At 63.9% G+C, this 21,838-nt stretch carries 22 protein-coding genes; 15 read left to right on the top strand and 7 right to left on the bottom strand.

Features of this window, described 5'->3' with window-relative positions; genetic code table 11:
• The first annotated feature begins 71 nt into the window (after nucleotides 1–71).
• On the top strand, nucleotides 72–968 hold the full coding sequence (locus ACIPXZ_RS01425; protein WP_400590343.1) for a hypothetical protein: 897 nt from the start codon (nucleotides 72–74) through the stop codon (nucleotides 966–968).
• Nucleotides 969–994: 26 nt separating this feature from the next.
• On the opposite strand, the gene ACIPXZ_RS01430 is transcribed toward ACIPXZ_RS01425, so the two are convergent.
• Nucleotides 995–1,582, bottom strand: a complete 588-nt coding sequence (locus ACIPXZ_RS01430) for a MarR family winged helix-turn-helix transcriptional regulator (protein WP_400590344.1) — start codon at nucleotides 1,580–1,582, stop codon at nucleotides 995–997.
• Nucleotides 1,583–1,708: 126 nt separating this feature from the next.
• Here ACIPXZ_RS01430 and ACIPXZ_RS01435 point away from each other — a divergent pair, with 126 nt between their 5' ends.
• Genes ACIPXZ_RS01435 through ACIPXZ_RS01450 form a run of 4 tightly spaced genes read left to right on the top strand, consistent with a single transcriptional unit; the run spans nucleotide 1,709 to nucleotide 6,451 of the window.
• On the top strand, nucleotides 1,709–3,895 hold the full coding sequence (locus tag ACIPXZ_RS01435) for an MMPL family transporter (protein WP_400590345.1): 2,187 nt from the start codon (nucleotides 1,709–1,711) through the stop codon (nucleotides 3,893–3,895).
• Between the two features lie 9 nt (nucleotides 3,896–3,904).
• Nucleotides 3,905–4,990: a 4-hydroxy-3-methylbut-2-enyl diphosphate reductase gene (locus ACIPXZ_RS01440; RefSeq protein WP_400590346.1), complete on the top strand. Its 1,086-nt coding sequence runs from the start codon at nucleotides 3,905–3,907 to the stop codon at nucleotides 4,988–4,990.
• Between the two features lie 44 nt (nucleotides 4,991–5,034).
• Complete coding sequence (locus ACIPXZ_RS01445) at nucleotides 5,035–5,892, top strand: PhzF family phenazine biosynthesis protein (RefSeq protein ID WP_400590600.1); 858 nt, start codon at nucleotides 5,035–5,037, stop codon at nucleotides 5,890–5,892.
• Nucleotides 5,885–6,451 (top strand): nitroreductase family protein, encoded by a 567-nt coding sequence (locus ACIPXZ_RS01450; protein ID WP_400590347.1) that lies wholly within the window; start codon nucleotides 5,885–5,887, stop codon nucleotides 6,449–6,451. Before ACIPXZ_RS01445 ends, ACIPXZ_RS01450 begins: the two co-directional genes overlap by 8 nt.
• A 12-nt stretch (nucleotides 6,452–6,463) precedes the next feature.
• Here the strand turns inward: ACIPXZ_RS01450 and ACIPXZ_RS01455 are convergent, their stop codons facing one another.
• The gene (locus tag ACIPXZ_RS01455) at nucleotides 6,464–7,678 is read right to left on the bottom strand and encodes a DNA recombination protein RmuC (protein ID WP_400590348.1); all 1,215 of its coding nucleotides are present in this window, start codon (nucleotides 7,676–7,678) and stop codon (nucleotides 6,464–6,466) included.
• Nucleotides 7,679–7,756: 78 nt separating this feature from the next.
• Between ACIPXZ_RS01455 and ychF the strand changes: the two genes are divergently transcribed.
• From ychF to ACIPXZ_RS01470, 3 genes are all read left to right on the top strand, one after another.
• Complete coding sequence (gene ychF, locus ACIPXZ_RS01460) at nucleotides 7,757–8,842, top strand: redox-regulated ATPase YchF (RefSeq protein WP_400590349.1); 1,086 nt, start codon at nucleotides 7,757–7,759, stop codon at nucleotides 8,840–8,842.
• Between the two features lie 37 nt (nucleotides 8,843–8,879).
• On the top strand, nucleotides 8,880–9,935 hold the full coding sequence (locus ACIPXZ_RS01465) for a DUF5677 domain-containing protein (protein ID WP_400590350.1): 1,056 nt from the start codon (nucleotides 8,880–8,882) through the stop codon (nucleotides 9,933–9,935).
• A gap of 390 nt (nucleotides 9,936–10,325) precedes the next feature.
• Nucleotides 10,326–10,994 (top strand): MOSC domain-containing protein, encoded by a 669-nt coding sequence (locus ACIPXZ_RS01470; RefSeq protein WP_400590351.1) that lies wholly within the window; start codon nucleotides 10,326–10,328, stop codon nucleotides 10,992–10,994.
• A 380-nt stretch (nucleotides 10,995–11,374) separates the two neighbouring features.
• Here ACIPXZ_RS01470 and ACIPXZ_RS01475 read toward each other — a convergent pair whose 3' ends face one another.
• On the bottom strand, nucleotides 11,375–11,911 hold the full coding sequence (locus ACIPXZ_RS01475) for a DinB family protein (RefSeq protein WP_400590601.1): 537 nt from the start codon (nucleotides 11,909–11,911) through the stop codon (nucleotides 11,375–11,377).
• A 24-nt stretch (nucleotides 11,912–11,935) separates the two neighbouring features.
• Between ACIPXZ_RS01475 and ACIPXZ_RS01480 the strand changes: the two genes are divergently transcribed.
• The 3 genes from ACIPXZ_RS01480 to ACIPXZ_RS01490 all read left to right on the top strand — a co-directional run bounded on the left by ACIPXZ_RS01480 (nucleotide 11,936) and on the right by ACIPXZ_RS01490 (nucleotide 14,515).
• On the top strand, nucleotides 11,936–12,961 hold the full coding sequence (locus ACIPXZ_RS01480; protein WP_400590352.1) for a GNAT family N-acetyltransferase: 1,026 nt from the start codon (nucleotides 11,936–11,938) through the stop codon (nucleotides 12,959–12,961).
• 148 nt (nucleotides 12,962–13,109) lie between these two features.
• Nucleotides 13,110–13,499, top strand: a complete 390-nt coding sequence (locus ACIPXZ_RS01485) for a VOC family protein (RefSeq protein WP_400590353.1) — start codon at nucleotides 13,110–13,112, stop codon at nucleotides 13,497–13,499.
• 152 nt (nucleotides 13,500–13,651) lie between these two features.
• On the top strand, nucleotides 13,652–14,515 hold the full coding sequence (locus ACIPXZ_RS01490) for a GyrI-like domain-containing protein (RefSeq protein ID WP_400590354.1): 864 nt from the start codon (nucleotides 13,652–13,654) through the stop codon (nucleotides 14,513–14,515).
• A 414-nt stretch (nucleotides 14,516–14,929) separates the two neighbouring features.
• On the opposite strand, the gene ACIPXZ_RS01495 is transcribed toward ACIPXZ_RS01490, so the two are convergent.
• Together ACIPXZ_RS01495 and ACIPXZ_RS01500 are read right to left on the bottom strand one after the other, a co-directional pair.
• Complete coding sequence (locus ACIPXZ_RS01495; protein ID WP_400590355.1) at nucleotides 14,930–15,514, bottom strand: histidine phosphatase family protein; 585 nt, start codon at nucleotides 15,512–15,514, stop codon at nucleotides 14,930–14,932.
• Between the two features lie 245 nt (nucleotides 15,515–15,759).
• On the bottom strand, nucleotides 15,760–16,128 hold the full coding sequence (locus ACIPXZ_RS01500) for a hypothetical protein (protein WP_400590356.1): 369 nt from the start codon (nucleotides 16,126–16,128) through the stop codon (nucleotides 15,760–15,762).
• 99 nt (nucleotides 16,129–16,227) lie between these two features.
• Between ACIPXZ_RS01500 and ACIPXZ_RS01505 the strand changes: the two genes are divergently transcribed.
• Together ACIPXZ_RS01505 and ACIPXZ_RS01510 are read left to right on the top strand one after the other, a co-directional pair.
• On the top strand, nucleotides 16,228–17,220 hold the full coding sequence (locus tag ACIPXZ_RS01505; RefSeq protein WP_400590357.1) for an alpha/beta fold hydrolase: 993 nt from the start codon (nucleotides 16,228–16,230) through the stop codon (nucleotides 17,218–17,220).
• A gap of 206 nt (nucleotides 17,221–17,426) precedes the next feature.
• The gene (locus tag ACIPXZ_RS01510; RefSeq protein WP_400590358.1) at nucleotides 17,427–17,672 is read left to right on the top strand and encodes a GNAT family N-acetyltransferase; all 246 of its coding nucleotides are present in this window, start codon (nucleotides 17,427–17,429) and stop codon (nucleotides 17,670–17,672) included.
• Between the two features lie 18 nt (nucleotides 17,673–17,690).
• Here the strand turns inward: ACIPXZ_RS01510 and ACIPXZ_RS01515 are convergent, their stop codons facing one another.
• The gene (locus tag ACIPXZ_RS01515) at nucleotides 17,691–18,521 is read right to left on the bottom strand and encodes an oxidoreductase (protein WP_400590359.1); all 831 of its coding nucleotides are present in this window, start codon (nucleotides 18,519–18,521) and stop codon (nucleotides 17,691–17,693) included.
• Between the two features lie 57 nt (nucleotides 18,522–18,578).
• On the bottom strand, nucleotides 18,579–19,484 hold the full coding sequence (locus ACIPXZ_RS01520) for a LysR family transcriptional regulator (protein WP_400590360.1): 906 nt from the start codon (nucleotides 19,482–19,484) through the stop codon (nucleotides 18,579–18,581).
• Between the two features lie 72 nt (nucleotides 19,485–19,556).
• On the opposite strand from ACIPXZ_RS01520, the gene ACIPXZ_RS01525 reads away from it, so the two are divergent.
• Nucleotides 19,557–20,495: a DMT family transporter gene (locus tag ACIPXZ_RS01525; RefSeq protein ID WP_400590361.1), complete on the top strand. Its 939-nt coding sequence runs from the start codon at nucleotides 19,557–19,559 to the stop codon at nucleotides 20,493–20,495.
• A gap of 62 nt (nucleotides 20,496–20,557) precedes the next feature.
• The gene (locus ACIPXZ_RS01530) at nucleotides 20,558–21,793 is read left to right on the top strand and encodes an acetyltransferase (protein ID WP_400590362.1); all 1,236 of its coding nucleotides are present in this window, start codon (nucleotides 20,558–20,560) and stop codon (nucleotides 21,791–21,793) included.
• Nucleotides 21,794–21,838 lie beyond the last annotated feature (45 nt).

A 21,838-nucleotide genomic window follows, 5' to 3' on the forward strand; every position in this document is an offset into this window, starting at 1 on the left:
ACTGGCTCCAGGCGCGGGTCCGGGGGCGGACCAGCCGCGATTTCCGCCAGACGTGCAAGAGAAAGGTCCCGGTGCGTACCACCATCGCCGTCCTCGCGGCCATCCTGTCCTTCATTCTGACTCTGATCGCAGGCCCCGTGGTGTGGTTGGAACGGAACGTGGTGGACCGGGCCGGTTTCGTCCAGACGCTGAGTCCCCTTGGGCAGGACGAGTCCTTCAAACAGGACCTGGCCTCGGCGATCGGACGACGGGTCGCGACGGAGATCACCGTGCCGGAGAGCCTTCAGCCGCTCATCACCCGCACGGTGACTGCGGCGGCCAACGGCATGTTCGAACTGCCCGGATATCCGGCCGCCTGGAACGAGACCCTGGACCGGAGCCATGAGCTCAGCATCGGCGACGGTGCGAAGAACTCCACGAGCGCCTTCACCCTGGATGTCGCTCCGTTGGTGGACCTCGTGGCGCAGGAGGCGAGCAAGAATCTCCCGGTGAAGGTCTCGGGGCCGAAGGTCGCGGTCATCAGCCTGGGCAATCTCAGTCAGCGTCAGATGATCGATCCGGTCCTGCAGATGGCTCCGTACGGGATTCCGCTCGCGGCCGGGGCCGGGATCGCCTTCCTCCTCGCGCTGGTCAGCGCACGACGGCGAGGCGCCTTCCTCATGGTGATGGGAATCGGCGCGGTGATCATCGCGGCGTTGTGGAAGGTCGCGAGTCTGATCGGTGTCGGCATCCTCGGACAGCGCCTCAACGGTGAGCTGGAAGGCCTGGTCGTCGCGCGGATGGGTGAGGTCATCAACTCGCATGTCGATCAGGCGTTCTGGGTCATGCTGCCGGCAGGGCTGGTCCTGCTTGTGTTCGGCGTGGTCCTCGAATCGATGCGTCGGCGCCGGGAGATCCGCGCGGCCGACGGCGCACGCCCGGAACCTGAGGAATGGCGCGACGGCGATGGCATGGTTCCCGGTCTCTGATTCACGCCCGACGGTGGTGGTCCGGGTCAGCGCTCTCCGCCGCCGGGCGTTGAGGCCCAGCCGTCCGCTGACGGTGTGATCTCCCGGGCGGTGTCCAGGAGGAAGCGGGTGACGGTCTCGCGTTCCGCGCTGCTGAGCTGGGCCGCGACCCCGAAACGCCGGGCCTGCTGACGGCCCACCGTGCTCATGGCCGCGGTGCGGGTGTCCGGTGTGACGGTGATGGCGAGGGCGCGGCGATCCTGAGGATGCTGTCCGCGAACCACGTGCCCTCCGCGTTCCAACCGGTCCAGGAGCTTGGTGGTGGCGGCGCTGGAGATGCCGAGATGCGCCGCGATGGCCCCCGGAGTGGCGACGCGTCCCTGGTTCTCGGCACCGATCAGATAGTGCAGCGCCCGCATGTCCGATTCGTTCAGTTTCATGTAGCTCCTGGAAGCGTCGGAGAGGAGCCGCTCCGCGTTCCGGAGCGAGGCCATCGCATCCATCAGGGCGTTGATCTGGGCAAGGTCCTGTCCTGTCAGGCCGTGGGTGTCCACCAGTTCGCGCCGTGGATCACTGACGTCCACGTGGTACAGCGAGCCTGAGACTCCTGATTCCTCTGCTGAACTCTCTGACATGGAAATAGAATATCTCCAAGGCTTTATTTACGCTTAGTGTATTGCTAACCTAGTTAGCAAATGGCGAGACCGAGGCAGCCCGGCACTCAAGAGCGGGCTCCTCCGGCCGATTCCGAGGGGGAAGCGATGAAGCAAGCCGTGGGTTCCCGTTCCGTTGCGAATGGCGAGGGTGGCAAAAAGGACGAGGGCCGGAGCCGACCGTGGTGGCGCGTCGTCCTTCCGGCCTTGTTGATCGTGGCCTGGCTTGCGGGTGGTTCCATCGGCGGGCCGTATTTCGGGAAGGTCGACGAGGTCTCCTCCAACGATCAGACGAGCTACCTGCCGTCTTCGGCGGAAGCCACCCAGGTCCAGAAACTCCTGCCTGGATTCAGCGAACCCGGGCGGATCCCCGCGATCGTGGTGTTCTCCTCGGCCGAGAAGCTGAACCCGGCGAAGGCGAAGCAGCTTTCGGACGGACTCGGTTCATTGAAGGGAAGGCCGGGTATCGTCGGCGAGATCTCCCCGGCGATCCCTTCGCAGGACGGCAAAGCGCTGCAGGCTTTCGTCTCCGTGGACTCGGCGTCCGACGTCGGCGTCGTCGTGGAGGGGATCCGCGCCGATCTCAGGGAGAAAGCCCCTGACGGCGTCTCCGTTCAGGTGACGGGCCCCGCGGGATTCACGGCCGACCTCTTGGAGGGGTTCACCGGTATAGACGGGCTGTTGCTCGGCGTCTCCCTGCTGGTTGTCCTGGTGATCCTGGTGATCGTCTACCGTTCCTTCCTTCTTCCGCTCGCCGTTCTGGCCAGTAGTCTTTTCGCCCTCTGCGTGGCCCTTTTGAGTGTCTGGTGGCTGGCGAAGGCGGGCGTTCTGCTGCTGAGCGGCCAGACGCAGGGCATCCTGTTCATCCTCGTGATCGGCGCCGCGACGGACTACTCACTGCTGTACGTTTCGCGGTACCGCGACGAACTCGGACACGGTGCGGACCGCTGGGCGGCGAGTCTGACCGCCTTGAAACGGTCTGTGGAACCCATCGTCGCGTCGGGTGGAACGGTCATCGCGGGCCTGTTGTGCCTCCTGCTGAGCGATCTGAAATCCAATAGCGCACTCGGCCCGGTCGCGGCGATCGGGATCGTCTTCGCGATGCTCTCCGCCCTGACATTCCTCCCGGCGTTGCTCTACGTGATGGGCAAAGCAGCCTTCTGGCCGCGTCGCCCACGCCCGGCCGTGACTGCCGGCGAGGAAGCCTCCGGGACGCAACGACGCAACGTCTGGGACCGGCTCGCCGGGACCATCCGCCGTCGTCCGCGAGCGATCTGGGTGAGCACAGCCCTGGTGCTGATGGCAGCGTGCCTCGGAGTCTCAGGCCTACAGGCGTCGGGCGTGCCGCAATCCGATCTCGTGCTGGGACACTCCGAGGCGCGCGATGGGCAGCGCGTGCTGGGCGAGCACTTCCCGGGCGGTTCGGGGAGTCCTGCTTTGGTGATGGTCCCCGAAGCCCGGTGGAAGGATGCTGCGGGCCTGGTCGCCAAGCAGGACGGTGTCCAGTCCGTGAGCGTCAGCTCGAAGACCGCAGCCGGTGGATCGCTTCCGTGGGCGGCCTTCGGGAGTGCTCCGGCGGGCGGTCCCGCGCCCACGGTCGATGACGGCAGGGTGCTGCTGCAGGCCACGCTCCGTGACGCGGCCGACTCCGCGGACGCGGAACGCACCGTGATCTCCTTGCGGAGCTCGCTGAGCAGGGAGGTTCCCGGCAGTCTGGTCGGTGGGGTGACGGCTACGGCTCTCGATACGAACACCGCATCGGTTCACGACCGGAATCTCATCATCCCGGTGGTTCTCGCCGTGATCTTCGTGATCCTGGGTCTGCTGCTGCGTTCGATCATGGCTCCGGTGATCCTCATCGCGACCACGGTCCTGTCCTTCGGTGCGTCCTTGGGCGTGGCGGCGCTGGTATTCAACGGGGTCCTGCACTTCCCCGGGGCGGATCCGGCGGTGCCCCTGTACGGCTTCGTCTTCCTGGTCGCCCTCGGTATCGACTACAACATCTTCCTCATGAGCAGGGTCCGTGAGGAGGTGAAGCGTCACGGTGCCCGGGAGGGCCTGCTGCGCGGCCTCCGCGTGACCGGAGGCGTCATCACCTCCGCGGGCCTGGTTCTCGCCGCCACCTTCGCTGCTCTGGGCGTGATCCCGATCCTGTTCCTCGCCCAGATCGCCTTCATCGTCTCCTTCGGCGTCCTGCTGGACACCTTCGTGGTGCGTTCCCTTCTGGTTCCGGCGCTCGCCTACGATCTGGGCCGCAAGACCTGGTGGCCCTCGCGGCTATCGCGGGGTCAGTAGAATGGGTGCATGACGTCGGCAGCAGTCTCCGTGCCCATGCCCTCCATTCCTCGTAAGCGGCGCAGCCGTCACGAGGTGGAAGCGGCCGCCCCTGTGGTGACCCCCAAGAAGGTTCTTCTGGCTGCCCCCCGAGGCTATTGCGCCGGCGTCGACCGCGCCGTGATCGCGGTCGAGAAGGCCTTGGAGCACTACGGGCCTCCCGTGTATGTGCGCAAGCAGATCGTCCACAACGTCCACGTGGTGAGTTCACTGGAGGCCAAGGGTGCGATCTTCGTCGAGGAGAACGACGAGGTGCCGGAAGGCGCGCTGGTGATCTTCTCAGCCCATGGCGTTTCCCCGGCGGTCGTGCAGTCCGCGGAGGACCGCGGCTTGCGGACCATTGATGCGACCTGCCCGCTGGTGACCAAGGTGCATCGTGAGGCCGTCCGCTTCGCCAAGGACGACTACGACATCCTGCTCATCGGCCACGAGGGCCATGAGGAGGTCGAAGGCACCTCCGGGGAAGCTCCCGAGCACATCCAGATCGTCAACGGTCCCCACGAGGTGGATCAGGTGATGGTGCGTGATCCGGACAAGGTCATCTGGCTCTCGCAGACCACTTTGAGTGTGGACGAGACCATGGAGACGGTGCGGCGTCTCCGGGAGAAGTTCCCGACGCTGCAGGATCCGCCCAGCGATGACATCTGCTACGCCACCACCAATCGGCAGGTTGCGATCAAGAAGATCGCCCCTCAGGCGGATCTGGTGATCGTGGTGGGCTCTGCGAACTCGTCCAACTCGGTCCGTCTGGTCGAGGTGGCGCTGGAATACGGCGCCAAGCGTTCGGAGCGGGTGGACTACGCGAACCAGGTGGATGAAGCCTGGTTCGAGGGCATCGCCACGGTCGGCGTGACCTCGGGTGCGTCTGTGCCGGAGGTATTGGTGCAGGACGTGCTGCGCCTGCTGGCTGACTACGGATACGCCGACGTCGAGGAAGTGGTCACGGCGGAGGAGGACCTGCTGTTCTCGCTGCCGAAGGAACTCCGTGCCACATTGAAGAAGGCCGGCGATTCCAGCCGCGCGCTCGGTGGGCGTGGCAGCCGTCCCACGAACTGAATCCCGGATCGGGGCCGGCATCTGCTGTTAGCCTGTTCGACGTGATGCGACGATTCAGGCAGGTTGATGTTTTCGGAACGTCCGCGCTGGGCGGCAACCCGGTGGCGGTGGTGCTCGACGCCGAAGGGCTGAGTACCGAGGACATGGTGCGGTTCACGGCGTGGACGAATCTTTCCGAATGCACCTTTGTGTTGCCTCCCGAGGACCCGGCTGCTGACTACCGGGTGCGGATTTTCGCGCCGGGCACCGAGCTGCCGTTCGCCGGGCATCCGACTCTGGGCACAGCGCGAGCCTGGCGTGATGCCGGGGGAGTCCCGAAGTCCGACGGCGTGATCGTGCAGGAGTGCGGCACAGGTCTGGTGCCGATCCGTGAGGACGGCGAGTTCCTGGCTTTCGCGGCTCCCGGCCTTTTGCGGGAGGGGCCGGTGGAGGCCGGCTATCTGAAGGACGTCACAGAGATCCTGGGCATCGGAACCGAAGACGTGCTGGACGCGCGCTGGATCGACAACGGCCCGGGCTGGGTCGGGGTCCTTCTCGCAGATGATCGGGCGGTGCTTGAGCTGACCCCGGATGCGAGCCGTCATCCCGGCCGCTGGGACATCGGCGTGCTCGGTGCGTGCTCTGAGGGTTCCGAGGATGCTTTCGAAGTCCGTGGTTTCTTCTCGGACGGAATCGGTCCGCTTGTCGAGGATCCCGTGACGGGCAGCCTGAACGCGTCGGCCGCGCAGTGGATGATCGATACCGGAAGGGCGGTGCTGCCGTTCAGCAACCGCCAAGGGACCGCGATGAGGCGTGACGGACGGATTCACCTCAGCGGCTCCGACGGCCGGCCGGATTCAGACGAGACGCTCTGGGTGGGCGGTACGGCCACAGTGGTGTTCAGCGGCGAATTCCGTGACTGAGGAGACCGGCGGCCCGGAACTTCACCCGGCACTCGCTCAGAGGTTCAGCCCGGTGGGGTTCGATCCGGAAGCGGCTGTCAGCCCGGCACAGCTGGACACTTTGCTGGAGGCTGCCCGGAGAGCACCGTCGGCTGGGAACTCGCAGCCGTGGAGATTCGTCGTGGGACTGCGCGGCGATGAGGTGTATTCGAGGATCATCCCCCACCTGGCGCGGAGCTCTTCGCGGTGGGCCGTCTCCGCGTCGCTCCTGGTGGTGAATCTGGCGCAGGTCCACCTGGAAGATATGCCGGGGTGGGAGTACTCCGAATTCGCCCGTTACGATCTCGGCCAGGCCGTGGCGCATATGACGGTTCAAGGACTTGCCCTCGGCCTCGATGCGCATCAGTTCCGAGCGTTCGACCGGGACGGGCTCGCCGCCGAGTTCGAGGTTCCGGCCCATTGGGAGGTCACGTCGATGACGGCCTTCGGCGTCGCGGCCCACGCCGCCGGTGAGGTGGCATCCGCCGGGACCAGTAGGGACAGGCTCAGCCTCGATGAGGTCACCTGGGCAAGGGCCTGACCATAGGACGGCTCAGGATGCCGTGCGTTCGTCTTCCAGCGGGGCGGCTTCATTCAGCAGTTCTACTGCCGTGAGGACACGGGGAGTCGAGTCGATGGCTCCCGGCGAGGACAGCTGTTCCGCGTCGCCCAGGTTCAGGGCGGTCATCTTCCGGGCAGTGGTGAGTACTCGAGTCTCCACGGCCCCCACGAAGCGGTTGTAGTTTTCGACACTGGACTTCAAGGAGGAGCCCATCTTGCTGATGTGCCCGCCCATGGTCCCGAGCCGTGAGTACAGTTCCTGGGAGAGGTCGTAGAGTTCCCGGGCGTTTTCGGTCAGGAGTTCCTGGCGCCAGGTCACGGCGACAGCCTTGAGCACGGCCATGAGCGTGGCCGGGGAGGCCAGCGCGACGTTCTTGGCGAATCCGTAGTCCAGCAGACCGGGGTCCGCTTCGAGGGCGGCCGCGAGGAAGGACTCGGCGGGAAGGAAACAGACCACGAGTTCGGGACTGGCCGGGACGGCGTCCCAGTACCGCTTGGCGGCCAGTGCGTCCACGTGGGACCTGACGGCCTTGGCATGGGCCTTCATGAGTTCGGCCCTCCGTTCGGGGTTTGGGGATTCCCCGGCCGACTGTGCTTCCAGGAAGGAGCTCAGAGGTACCTTCGAATCCACCACCAGATACTTGCCTTGAGGCAGCTGAACCACGAGGTCCGGCCGGACCGAGGCTTCGCCGGAGACTGAGCTGAACTGTTCGTGGAAGTCCACATGGTCCAGCAGGCCCGCGGCCTCGACGACCCGGCGCAGCTGCACCTCACCCCAGCGGCCTCGGCTGGCGTTGTTCCGCAGCGCGGCCTCCAGGGAGCGAGTGCTCTCCAGAAGCGTGGCGTCGGTGGTGCTTGCGGCTTTCAGCTGCTCCGAGAGCTGACCGAACTGGAGCTGACGATCGCGCTCCAGCAGAGCCACCTGCTGCTGCACCGCGGCGAGACGTTCCGAGACCGGGGCCAGTGCGTGCAGCACGGTGTTCTCCTGCTCGTCGAAACTGCTCAGCGCGCGGTTCTGCCGCTCCAGCAGTTCGGCACGCGCCCTGGCATCAGCAAGCGATTCCCGAGCAGCCCCCAATTGCTGTTCGGAATCCCGCAGCTGATTGCGCAAGAGCGGCGCGCCGTCGTCGTTCCTGGAACGTCCCCAGAGGAAACCGGCGACGAGACCGAGGAGGAGAGCGAGCACCACGAGCAGGATGTTTTCCATGGCTTCACTCTGTCACGGGGGACTGACAATAATTTGCGGGCAGGGGGCCGGTGGGCGTTCCCGGTATGATGAGTGACCGTGGCTCTTACTATCGGCATCGTCGGACTGCCCAACGTCGGCAAGTCAACGCTCTTCAACGCACTGACCCGGAACCAGGTTCTCGCGGCGAACTACCCGTTCGCCACGATCGAGCCGAACGTCGGCGTCGTGAATCTTCCTGACCCGCGTCTGAACCAGCTGGCCGAGGTCTTCGGCAGCCAGCGCATCCTGCCGGCCACCGTCTCGTTCGTGGACATCGCGGGCATCGTGAAGGGTGCCTCCGAGGGTGAAGGCCTGGGCAACCAGTTCCTGGCCAACATCCGCGAAGCCGAGGCGATCGCCCAGGTCATCCGCGTATTCGATGATCCGGATGTGATTCACGTGGACGGCAAGGTGAACCCGCGCTCCGATATGGAGACCATCAACACCGAGCTGATCCTGGCCGATCTGCAGACCATCGAAAAGGCCATCCCGCGCCTGGAGAAGGACATCCGCGCCCGCAAGCGTGAGCAGGCCGAACTCGACGCCATCAAGGCCGCGCAGGCCGTTCTGGAGCGCGGTGACACGATCTTCTCATCGATCACTTCGGACAAGCTGGACCTCGAGAAGCTGCGCGAGCTGAGCCTGCTGACCGCCAAGCCCTTCATCTACGTCTTCAACGCCGACGAGGCCATCCTGGGCAGCGAGGAGAAGCAGGCCGAGCTGCGCGAGATGGTCGCCCCCGCCGACTGCATTTTCCTGGATGCGAAGCTTGAGGCCGATCTGGTGGAGCTGTCCGAGGAGGAAGCCCGCGAGATGCTGGAGATGAACGGCCAAGAAGAATCCGGTCTGGACCAGCTGGCCCGCGTCGGGTTCCACACGCTTGGCCTGCAGACCTATCTGACGGCTGGCCCGAAGGAAGCCCGCGCCTGGACGATCCGCCAGGGTGACACCGCCCCGCAGGCCGCCGGTGTCATCCACACCGACTTCCAGCGTGGCTTCATCAAGGCCGAAGTGGTCTCCTTCAACGATCTGATGGAAGCCGGGACCATGGCCGAGGCCAAGTCCCGCGGCAAGGTCCGGATCGAAGGCAAGGAATACGTGATGTCCGACGGCGACGTGGTGGAGTTCCGGTTTAACGTCTGAAAGTTCGATTCGGTACTGGTAGTCGAAGCGAGCCAGAATGTCAGACCACGAGGATGAGGAACCTTCCGACGCAGCTGCTGAAACTCTAGAGGCTCTCTCGAAGTTTTCGACACATATCGGTCGCCGATGGCGCGATCTTTATGGCCTCCTCGATCTCATCGACAACGAACTGTTCGACATTGAAGGGCGACTTCATGACCTCGGTGAGAAGTCGCGGCAAGAATTTGGCGAAGTTCCGGCGTTGATTCAGCATGACGTCGGACATCTTCCGTTGTTCGAAGCCGCGATGGTCAGCCATGCAGCAACGCATCTTGCGGGATCGAGTTGGGGCACTGCGGTTCCAGAGCATTCTCGATATTTGTTCGCCGGGCTTTCCACGCGGGCGATCTCGACTGTACGCGAGATCGCCATATTGCTCGACCATGGCTACGCGTTGGGCGCGAAGTCTCGGTGGCGCACGTTGTCAGAGATTCTCGTGGTCGCGCGCGTCATCGCGCAAGGTGATCGCTTCACGGCCACCCGATATAGGGAGCACCGCTGGATTATCTTGGCCATGGAGCGTGCCAGGACTGGCCCGACCGAGTGGTCGGGTGATCTTCCAACTCCTGAGGTGATGAAGCGTCGGCTAGTCAGGAGGTTCGGACCTGAATACGCCGGGCTATACGGTTGGGCCGCTCGCGTCACGTCTCGACGGTTGGGCGTAACCAAGCCTGGTTGGCAACATCTCCAACAACTCGCGCGTGTCGATGAACATGCGGGTCGGGTCCAGGACGCACACCATGCTGTCCATGGAGCGGACGCTTTTGGACTTTTGGGGACAATTGACTTTAGCTCGGGGTATTTCCATGCTGGTGCGTCTCCACAAGGCATCCTTGACGTGGCACGAGACACCACTCGACTCTTCCGGCAGACGCTGTCAGCGGTCTTCGATATTTGCTTAAAGTACACCTCGGCGCGTAAGCCGCAGATATTGCAGGGTGTTGTTGAAGCGCACCTCCTCAACCTCGAACGCGATCTTGGATGGCGCATACTGTCAACGAATGCTGAAGCACGTGATCGGTACTCGGCAACGATCGATGATTGGTTGAACTAGATCGAGGGAAGCCAGCCGTCGAATAACGAGCGTTTTTGACGGGACCCGGAGGTCTGGCGCAATGTGGCGTCCGCAAACCAAGGGTTCAGCGGACGAGGCTAGAGGGGCGCGAATCGATGCGTACAAGGGGCCGATTTCGCTCACGTACGCACCTACTTGCTGCGGATGAGCTGCAGGAGACCTCTCGGGTGTCACGTAGGCCACCCGCACGGGAGGCCCCTTCATCGCCGCGACTGCCGGTAAGGCCTGACTGGCGGTATTGGCGCAGGTAGCCGGTGGAGACGTTCGAGTCGTGCCGACAGCGAGCGGTCGGTGCACCAGATGGTCCTACGTGTGGGCGCGTGGTGGAGTTCCGGTTTAACGTCTAGTTCCCCGACGGGAGGAGTCGGCATGGCGCATGTTGTCTCGGTGAACATCGGCGCGGCTCGGCCGAACACCGCCAAAGACACTCCCACCGGCATCTACAAGCGGCCGGTCGACCAGATCGAACTGCGGCCGCCTGGCCCGAAGCGCGGTGGACTTGGCAGCGGCGTCGTGGGTGACTTCATCGGTGACAGGCAGCACCACGGTGGCGACAACCAAGCCGTGTACGCGGTCTCCAGAGAGGAACTGGACTGGTGGGGCAAGGAACTCGGGCGTGATCTGAACGACGGCATGTTCGGGGAGAACCTCACCACGGCCGGACTCGATACTGATTACGCACTCATCGGTGAGCGCTGGCAGGTGGGGGAGACGGTGGTGCTTCGGGTCGAGGGGCCTCGAATCCCGTGCGGAACGTTCCGCATGCACATGGGCGAGACCGGCTGGCTCAAGCGGTTTGTCGATCACGGCCTGTCGGGCGCCTACCTGTCGGTTGAGCGTCCGGGGTTCGTCAGGGCCGGTGAGCCGATCACGGTGCTCTCCCGCCCGGACCACGCGATCGATGTGCCGACGGCCTTCCGGGCGTTCTACGACGACATCGACGCGATGCGTTTGGTCATCGATGCGGGTGTTCTATCGAACCCCGAGGACGCGACAGCGCTGGAAGCCCGCTTCGAACGACTACGCCGTACGCGCTGAGGCCTCGCCGCGGTTCAACATGATGGGGTTCCACTTCAACGTCTAGGTCGACCGGCGAAAGGCTGCCCAGTCCGCTGAGCGGGTGCCCGGTTCATCCTGGTGAGCCCTGAGGGAGCCCTTGGCAGACGAGTTGGACTTCAGGTCTCTCGTGACAGCCGGTCACCGAAAGTTCAGATCCGGCGCGGTGCGGTGCCCTCCTGCCAGCGATACAGGTCACGCAGCAGGGAAATCTCGGCACCATGATGGATCAGCTCCCTATTGACGTGCAGGATTATGCCTTCCATGGGAAAACGTTCGGGACCCGCTGCGGGTGGACTCTCCAGGTCGGTATCCGAGAGCCGGAGGACCCCGGCGTTCCATCTCCCATACATCTCATCGAGCTATTCCAACGCCTCGTCAGCGCTCCCTGCGTAGGCGAACGTTTCGGAGTCAATATCCTGGCCACCAAAGTGCCATCCGACCCGATACCCCAGGCAGGAGACGATGATATGGGCCAGCCGCCAGGCGATCGTGGTCACTGGGGCAGGCACCGGGGCCGGGGACACAGAATCCATCGTCCAATTCCCAGAATGCGCCGGCATCGATACCCCTGACGTGCCGGGTGGGCGGATGCTCCAGCAATCGCGTACGGGTTCCCAAAAGTATTCTTCATCGGAGAGACCGTGCAGCCGTGGCCGCAAGTTCTTGTGCCAGTGCCTGTCCAACTGGTCTGCGATTCGCTCGCTTCTTCCCATTTCCTCACAGTACATCTCGACCACATCTGTTCTTTTCGTGGTGAGTGCTCCGCCGTCGGAATGAGACGGAGTAGATACTGCCGCCGGCCGGTTCTGCCTTGCTCGCCTCATCTGCCCCATTGACCATGCGATGGGGACGGATCTGAGTAGGATGATCCCGCCCGGAACGATCGCCGGGACCATCTCGCTGAGCGGACGGAGAAATGGATGACGGATAGGTACCTGAATCGACAGGCGCACAAAGTCGTAGGGTATGTCGTTCGTTCAGGTCAGCTTCTGGTGTTCGCTCACGACCATATTCCTCTGGAGGTCGGCGGCGTTCAGGTCCCGGCGGGGACCGTGGAGCCCGGAGAAACGGCAGAGGCCGCCGTCGTGCGGGAGGTCTTTGAGGAGACCGGGCTACGGGTGCGCGTGATTCGATATCTGGGTTCGGAAAGCTATGACGTGCGGCCGGCGAAATCGGAACGGCATATCCGATATTTCTTCCATCTTGAGCCCGTCGACCGTGAGAGTCCCGTGCGGTGGTCGGCTGGCGAACCTGATCCGTCGGACGGCAGCGGTCCGAAGAGCTGGACCTGTTGGTGGCTTCCTTTGGAAGATGCGCATGTGCTTTGTGCCGGCTTCGGGGCTCGGCTCAGCGAAGTCGTGGCTGACAGAACCGGGCACCGAGTGGAGGATGCGAGTCCCGGCCTTGGCGGCGGCGATCCGGACCTTCGCCTGCGAAGAATCCGGGCGGAGGACGCTCCAGATGTTCTGGACGCGTTCGCATCGGATCAGGACATGAACCGGCAAGGGAGAGTGGCCTCACTCGCCGATGCCGAGACGTACCTCGATCGTCTGACGGATCCTGACTCCGGGCACGAGCCATGGGTGATCTCTTTGGCGGGCCGACTCGTTGGCCTGGTGTGCGTCAGTGTTGATGAAGCGAACCGCAATGGGTGGTTTTGGTACTGGATGAGTGCGGGGACGCGTGGCCGGGGTTTGGTGAGACGGTCTGCTGCGACTGTCGCGGACTGGGCGCTGAATGTGCGTGGACTTGACCGCTTGGAACTCGGCCATCGTGTGAACAATCCAGCGTCGGGTGGAGTCGCGCGGGCTGCGGGCTTTGTGAAGGAAGGCACCGAACGAGCGAAATTCCTGGTGGATGGACAGCGAATCGATGTGGACACTTATGGACGGTTGAGCTCGGATCCACGTCCTGTTTTCGATGCGGTGCCCATGATCGATGCGTAGGACGTGAAGCGGACGTTCTTCTGGTGGGGTAGGCCTCGGAACGTCACTCCGATGCCCCAGAACCTCACCCAGGAGTCAGCACAGGCTGAGATGATGGTCTGGCCGGTTATTGGATTTGATGCGATCTCGCAGCAACCCGGAGGACGTCATGAGACTTCACCACGTACAGATCTCCATGCCGAGCGGCGGGGAAGCCGAGGCTCGCAGATTCTATGCAGATGCATTGGGTCTGCACGAGGTCGAGAAGCCGCCCGCGCTCAGCGGACGGGGCGGGTGCTGGTTCCGAGCCTTTGATGGAGACGCCGTCGTCGCTGAGATTCACCTGGGGATTGATGAGCCGTTCGTTCCTGCTGCGAAGGCACATCCGGGTCTGCTCTGTGCCTCCATCGAAGAATTGGAGTCGATAGCGGGCCGGATCGAACGTGGCGGGTACGAGCTGTCCTGGGCCGAACGAGACACCTTCAAGGGGTACGCCCGTTTCCACGCGCGTGATGGTTTCGGAAATCGCGTCGAAGTTCTGGCCGTTGCCACGCAGTGAACAGGACGGGCACGGTGCCGGGGCGGGGTCCGCTCATGCGCCGCCTCGCCAGCGGCTCCGGCAAGTCTCAGTCCGACTGATCGGATGTGGCTGGAACTATCGGGTTTCGCTCCCTTTCCGAGACAGAGAATCGATGGTGACAGGAGGACCACATGATCGGAACACTCAACGCCCTCGTCGACCACATCGAGCAGAATCTCGGGGAGTCGATCGACGTCGCCGCTTTCGCGCAGAGACACGGCACGACGGAGTATCACCTGCGGAGGATGTTCTCGTCGCTGGCACAGATGCCACTGTCTGAGTACATCCGGAATAGGAGGATGACGCTTGCCGGTGCCGCACTTGCTGCAGGCGAGCCCAATCTCCTGGATGTCGCAGTGCGCTATGGATACGGTTCCGCTGAAGCGTTCGGCAGGGCCTTCCGTGCGGTGCATGGTGTGAGCCCGGCCGAAGTGCGCCGTCAGGGTGGTCCTCTCAGCACACAATCCACGCTCCGATTCCGTCTGAGCGTAGAAGGAGGTACACCCATGGATGTCACCATCACGGAGCGGCCGGAGTTCATTCTCACGGGCCATGCCGCGCAGGTTCCGCTCATTCACGAAGGCGTCAACCCGCACATTCAGGCGCATATCGCCGCCATTGCGCCCGAAGAGCACCTGCGACTCAAACAACTCAGCAACACCGATCCTGGCGGGATCCTCGCCGTGACGGCGGACCTGGATCCGGATGCGCCGGAAGGGTCCATGCTCACCTACCTGCACGGCGTCGCCGTGGAGTCCGGAACCGTGCTTCCTGAAGACCTCGACACCATCCGGCTTGAGGCCGGCGTCTGGGCGGTGTTCGGCTCGCGTGGTGCGTTTCCTGAAGCGCTCCAGAAGGTCTGGGCCGCGACGGCGACCGACTGGTTTCCGTCGAACCCGTGGCGATTGCGCCCAGGACCGTCGATCGTGCGCTATCTGGAGTTCACAGAGAGCCATGCCTCCTGCGAGCTGTGGCTGCCGGTCGAGAAAGCCTGAATGCCGCTCACGGTTCGGATGCCCCGTCACCCCATGGTGGCGGGGCTTCCGCTGTCCCGGCCAAAATTCGCCGACGTTAGAGCTTGTCAGCGAGGACCGAGCCGAACAAATCCGTTGCTGTGCCTAGAAACAACAGCCTAAGCACAACCTGTGCTGCTCGCCGCCCTGCCTCCGCGTCGGCTGGGGATGCCGGAAGACATGGCTCCGCTTCGCTTCGGTCACGCTGATCCGGCTGCTCCCTTCTCTGCCAGATATCTTTTCGTGGCAGGTCAGCCGGCCTTCGAGCTGTCGCTCTGGTGTGGGACTTGCCCGTTCCACCAGGGAACCGCCGGGCCGTGCGTCTGAAATTCTGAGAGGTAACGGTTCTCCGTTGTGTTCAATACCTTGACCATGTGGCTGGACAGACCGCCCTGATCACTCAGTTGCGGCTGGCATAAGGCTGCTCTTCAGGTGGATCGTGCTGTTCACGCCGTCAATAGCCCATTCTCCAGACGGCCGCACATGTAATTCAGTGATGCTCGCGTTGGCGATGTGGAGCCTCATCCATGCGTTTGGTGCAGCTCCGAGCACATGACTGACGAAGGAACTCACTACAAAAGCGTGTGTCACGGCGATCACCGTTCCGGCCTGCATAGAGTCGTTCAACCGGTTCCAGGACTCGGTGATCACCTCACCATTCACATCGCGTTCATCCTCCGGCACAGTACGGAGATAGTCTCGTTGCCACGGCGTATAGTCCCTGACGCGATCGTTCGAAGGATAGGGGGTCCGGTCCTCCAGGAGCTCGGACGGCGCCGAGGAGAGGGACAACTGTCGTGCGATGATCCGGGCGGTCTCATGGGTTCTCAGACGCGGCCCGTGGAGGAGCACATCCGCTTCAAAACCCATGAGAAATTCAGCTAGACGCTCTGCCTGCTTCCTGCCGATAGGGCTGAGCGCCGGGTTCGGGCTATCGTCCTTTGCTGCTTCGGCATGTCTGATCAGAAGCAATCGATCCATGCCGTCACTGTATATGCTGCGCCGCCGCCCCAGTCGTATCGGCATGGCAGTGTTTGATGTCGGAGACGAGAGCGCCGGAGGCTGAAGCAGCTCAGGAGTGCCTCTCCTCGTTCTGCTACGAGCGGCCAGGGAGCTTCACCGGAATGTAGAAGACCCCTTCGTCATTGTCGACGACCTGGACTTCGACGCGGTCCCCTTGAACCAGGTACTCGTCGACGCTAATGAGGCCGGTGGCTCCGGCGAGATCACGTACCGCGTAGGCAGGGATCAGACCGCGGCGCTTGTTCGCGTCGTCTGCCGGCGCGTAGCGAGGGCCGGTCGCGAGTCGACTTGCACAGCACTTTCATGCCCACCAGGTCGCCTAGCTCGGTCTCGATGTCCTGCCAGGCGCGAATCTGGATCCCAGGGTTGTCTTCTAATTTCTGCTGTAGCTTGACCAGCGTACGGTCCGGGCCTCTGATACGTCCTTCGTGCACGCTGAGCCGCATGCGGTCGCCGTCCTCAAGTACCCGGTCGCATTGCTGATTGAGCCATCTCAGGAGCGATGTCCGGGCAGAGTCCCAAGCGCCGTATCGCTTCTGATAACAGTCATTGACAACCTCCTGTTCACTCATGCTGGGATGGTACGCCAGAAAACAGGTCCAGTCGACGGTTTCTGCCGGGGGTTCCGCTGTGCCAAAATGAACTTCACCGCCAGGAAGGGAGTCCGTCCCATGAATGAAATGCCACGCGAGTCAGGGCTTCTCGACACCACCGACGGGCAACGGGTCTATTGGGAGGAGTGGGGCGTCGCTGACGGCGTGCCGGCACTCTATCTGCATGGAGGTCCAGGCGGAGGGCTGGGGACGAGCGGTTATCGCCACCGTTTCGATCTGAACCGCACCAGGCTCATCGGCTTTGAACAGCGCGGCTGTGGACGGTCTCTGCCGCACGCCTCAGACCCGTCAACCGATCTGAGCGTAAACACCACCACCCAGCTGATCGAGGACATCGAGGCGCTGCGCGCGGCTCGCGGTGTCGACCGGTGGATCGTGAATGGAGTTTCCTGGGGATCGACCCTGGCTCTTGCCTACGGTCAGACGCATCCTGGGCGCATCGCCGGGCTTGTCTTGTTCGCAGTCACCACGACCAGCCGTCGGGAAGTCCACTGGATCACCGAAGGCGTCGGCGCAGTCTTCCCCGAAGCATGGCACCGGTTCGCGAGCTTTGCTGAGGAAGCGGACCCGGGGTATCGGAGAGGAGAAACCCGTCTCGTGGACGTATACGCCCGGCTCCTGAATTCACCGGACGAGGTCCTTCGCGACACGGCTTCCCGGGAATGGGCTCTTTGGGAGGACGCTCACGTTTCAATCGCGAGTGGGGGCGTTTTCCGTGATCCCCGATGGCATGATGACGCCTATCGACTCGCCTTCGCACGGCTGACCACTCACTACTGGGCACATGCCGGCTTCAGTGAGACCGGTCTCCTGGCACGCATGAATCGCTTGGCGGGTATTCCGGGGACACTCATCCACGGCAGAAACGACATCTCGGGGCCCGCGGTGACGGCGTGGGAGGTCCATCGCGCATGGCCCGGATCAACGCTGATCATTGACGAAAAAGGCGGTCACGGTGGCCCGGCGATGGTTGATGCGTGGTCTCGGGCGAACACTCAGCTTGTCGCCGATCTGTCCGGTCCCAAATCCCAGCAAGGAGAATCGTTGTGATGGAGCTACGCGTTGAGTTGGTCGATGGCTTCGTTATCGATACGGATCGTTCGAGGCTGGACCTGGAACGAGTGCACCGGTGGCTGTCCACTGACGCGTTCTGGGCTATTGGTCGGTCGTTCGAGACCATCCGTCGATCCGTGGATGCCTCGCTTAATTTCGGGCTCTATGCTCCCGACGGTGCGCAGCTCGGTTAGGCTCGCGTCGTGACGGACGGCGTCACCTTCGGGTGGCTCTGCGATGTCTACATCGCGCGAGAGGCACGAGGCCGTGGCCTTGGGAGGCAACTGTCTCAGACGATCGTCGATGTTGTGAGACCCCTGGGTTTGAAGCGTTTCATGCTGTCTACCCTGGACGCGCACGAGCTCTATTCCAAGGCGGGTTTCATTCCACTCCCGGAGCCGGAGAAGTTGATGGTCCTTGATGACCTTGAGGCTGCTCAGAGGTCTTGATCAGTTCGATACGTGCTCTCACACTCCGGTCGCCCGTGCGATCAGGGCGTCGAATGCCCGGTCTGGGAGAACCCTTCGGAGGAATGTCAGGGGCAGTGCGCCGAAGCCCGGCAGGTAGCGCGTCCGGGGACGCTTAGCAGTGGCCGCCTTCACCACGGCGCGGGCGACGACGTCGGGCGCCGAGGCCATACGTGCGGTCGGCTGCGAGCTGCCGCCCAAGGTCGCGGCCATGGCTGCCGCCTGCCGGGCATACGGCCCGTCACCCGAGATCTCCAGGAGGTTCGATGCCGCGATGACGCCCCATTCGGTGCGGATGGAGCCGGGCTCGATGAGCACGACGTCGATGCCGAACGGAGCGAGTTCCAGCCGCATCGCATCGCTCAGCCCTTCCACGGCGAACTTGCTCGCGTGGTACCAGGCACCCATCGGGGTGGCGAAGCGGCCACCCATCGAGCTGACGTTCAGGATCCGGCCACCACCCTGTGCCCGCATGTGGGGAAGGACCAGCTGCGCCATGCGCGCCAGGCCCAGCACGTTGACGTCCAGCTGCGCCTGCGCCTCCTCGAGGGGAACTTCCTCGACAGCGCCGTACGATCCGTATCCGGCGTTGTTGAGCAGGACATCGATCCGTCCCTCAGCGTCGACGATCGAAGACACGGCCTCCGTGGCGGATCCGGCGTCGGTCACATCAAGGGCGATGGTGTGAACGCCGGACGTCCGGAGTGCGGCCATTCGATCCACCCGCCGGGCAGCGGCATAGACGACGAATCCAGCCTTCCGGAGCTGTCGCGCACTGGCCTCGCCGATCCCGGAGGAGGCCCCCGTCACCAGGGCGATCTTCTGAGTCATGTCCCATTCCTTTGTTCGCTGTGGCGCTTCGCCTGAGTCGATCCGCTGACACCATTCTCATGGCGTTTCCAGATACATCGATGCCTGACATTGGATTTCCTGGACGACGGCCCGCAGATTGGGTCCGTTCGAGGCCGCAGTCCTGAGAAGAAGAGATACCTCACGGAACGAGGAATCTCCTGTGAGCGGTACCGCTACGACCCCGGGTGGAAGTGGACCTCGGCCGAGGCGGGGGACGGCGCCGACGGCCAGGCCGAGGGAGATGTACTGCATGATCGACTGAAATTCCGCCGCCTGGTACGCGGGGCCGGACGGGCTGCCCAGGCCGCCTTGTGCTTCGATCCATTGACGGTACGGCCCGTCGTCAGGAGTGACAGCCCAAGGCTCATGACGCAGCTGCTCCATGGAGAGCCCTGGCCGGTCGGCCAGAGGATGCGAGCTCGGGAGAATGGCGTCGATGCGGTCCACTCCGAGCGAGATGCGTTGCAGTTCATCGTCTGGAACCTCTTCGGCCAGCCGACCCCACGACTTGACCACCGCGGCTTCCGTGAGCCCCGTCCGGACGAAGAGCAATGCCTCATCGGGTTCGAGTTCGAGCGGCTGGACTGCCAGGGAGGGATGCGCCGAGGCGAGCGCCGCGACGGCCGGGATCACAAGCCCTCGAAGAGCCGTCGGAAACACTCCGATTCGCACCTGGCCCGCGGGCTCGCCGTCGTGCGCCGCCGCCAGATCATCAAGTGCGAGGACGATGGGACGGCCACGTTCGACCAGGGACCGTGCATACTCGGTCGGCACCACCCCGCGGCCTACCCGTTCCAGCAGGGGGCATTGGACTGTTCGTTCCAGCCGGCGAATGTGCTGAGTGATGTTCGACGGCGTGTAGTTGAGCAGTGTCGCCGCGGCGGTGACGGAGCCGGTGTCGGCCACTGCGATGAGGGCGCGGAGCGAGAGCACATCGATCATTTACTAATTCTACGGCGATTTCAGCATTAACTATTACTGGTGCTTAAAGATCTTTGGGTCGAAGATCGAAGCATGACTTCCTCCTGCGATCTCGCCGAAACTCGCCACCCGCGGCTGGACACCCCGTCTCGACGCTCCACCCAAGTGCGGGCCAAACTGTGGCTCGCGCTCGCGATGGCGGGCTGGGGCACGATCGGAGTCTTCAGCATTCAGGCGGGAACGGACCCGATCACCACGGTCGCCTGGCGTTGCGTCTTCGCGGCAGGCGCCCTGCTCATCCTGGCTCTGGCCACTGGGGCATTCCGGAAGAGTGTCTGGTCGCTGAAAGCGGTGCTCCTCACGATCGGCGGCGGGGTGGCGCTCGTGGCGAACTGGGTCCTGCTTTTCGAGTCCTTTGCCACGACCACCATCACCGTGGCGACGGTGTCGTATCACATGGAGCCGTTCCTGCTGGTGGCTTTGGGGGCGATCATCAGCCGGGAACGGCCCCGGGGACGGGACATCGCCTGGCTGGGGGTGGCTTTCGGAGGGCTTCTCCTGGCGACGCGTTTCATCGGGACCGCCGGGATCGAGCAGCTGTCAGGGACGGAGCTCGTGGGAGTCGTCTCCGCTCTGCTTGCCGGATTGCTGTACGCACTCGCCACCCTGGCGGCCAAACACACGGAGGGCATCCGTCCGTATGTCATGACGCTCATCCAATGCGTCACGGGCGCGGTACTGCTTCTTCCGTTTGCCACGCAACTCCACTGGAACAGCCAGGGATGGCTGTGGATCGCCGCCATGGGGGTCATCCACACGGGGCTGCTCTACTCCGCGCTCTACAGCTCGGCCAGGGTGCTGTCCACCATGGCGCTCGCAGGTCTGTCCTTCGTGAATCCCGCGGTCGCGATCTTCGCGGACATCGCCGTGTACGGCCACATCCCTGATCTGCTGCAACTGGCGGGAATAGCACTCATCGCCGTCGCCACTCTCATCGTCACCGCGCCGCGGAAGGACGGCGACCTCCACTAGTCTGGTTGAACGGCGCCCCTGCGGTGCCAGGTCGCCTGAGCACGCCAGGAGGAGCTCCATCCATGTCCACGCTGATCATCCGCGACTGTCTGGGCCCGGAAGAACACCCCCGGCTCGTGGAGATCTGGCGCTCCGCCGTCGATGCCACCCACCACTTCCTGGCGGCCGCCGACCGGGACGAGATCGAGCAGCAGCTCGCGGCGGCCTACTTCCCACAGGTGCGTCTGACGGTCGCGGAGCGCGAGGGGCATCTGCTCGGGTTCGCGGGCACTGCCGAGGACCGGCTGGAGATGCTCTTCGTCGAAGCCTCGGCCCAGGGGCAGGGGATCGGGACAGCGCTGCTGGGCCACGCCATCCGTCACGACGGCGCCCGGGCCGTCGACGTCAACGAGCAGAACCCCGAGGCCACGGCCTTCTACAAGAGTCAGGGATTCAGGGTGCGCGGACGCAGTGAAACGGACGACGCCGGCCGGCCCTACCCCTTGCTGCATCTCGCGCTCGCCGCAGCGCGACCACGCCCTCACCTCATCCGTAGAGGGAGCGGCACTCCCGTGCTGTTCATCCACGGCAACGGCGTGGACCACAGGCTCCTGCTGGACCTTGACGACGCCTTCGCCGATGGGCCCTGGGAGCGCATCCATCTCGATCTGGCCGGTTTCGGGCAGACCCCGGCACTGGACGACGACGGCGGACTGCCGCAGCTCGCAGACTGGCTGGACGACCTCGTGGCAGAGACCGTGGGGGAGGCGCCCTTCGCCGTCGTCGGGAATTCGCTGGGAGGTCTTCTGGCCCGAGAACTCACGGCCAGACGCCCGAGCCAGGTGCTCGGAATGGCTTTGCTGGCGCCAGTCGTGGACCCGGTTCAGGAGCACCGGACACTTCCGAAGCGTACCGTCCTGCACCGTGATGAAGCGCTGCTGAACTCCCTCAGACCCGGAGAGGCGCTGAAGTACCAGGAGATGGCCGTGGTCCAGTCGCCGGAGAACTGGGAGCGCTTCCGTTCCGCCGCTCTGCCAGGTCTGAAAGCAGCCGATACGCAGGCCATGGACCGGCTCGCCGCACGGTATCTCCTGGACCCGATGCCGGAAGAGCGGTTGAGAGGCTACACCCGTCCAGTTCTGATCGTGGCCGGCCGCCAGGACCACGTCGTCGGATTCCACGACCAGGAAGTGCTGGCACGGCAATTCCCGGACGCCCGCTATGTGGCCCTGGACAGGGCCGGACACAATGTCCACCTGGACCAGCCTCTGGAGGTCAGGATGCTGCTGGGGGAGTGGCTCGCCCGCCTCCACTCCTGATCCGGCCGTGCACGAGCACGTCAGAGGCCCTACTAGAGTTGCTCC

Origin of the sequence: Arthrobacter sp. NPDC090010, from assembly GCF_044748305.1 — a bacterium.
Lineage (GTDB): Bacteria > Actinomycetota > Actinomycetes > Actinomycetales > Micrococcaceae > Arthrobacter_E.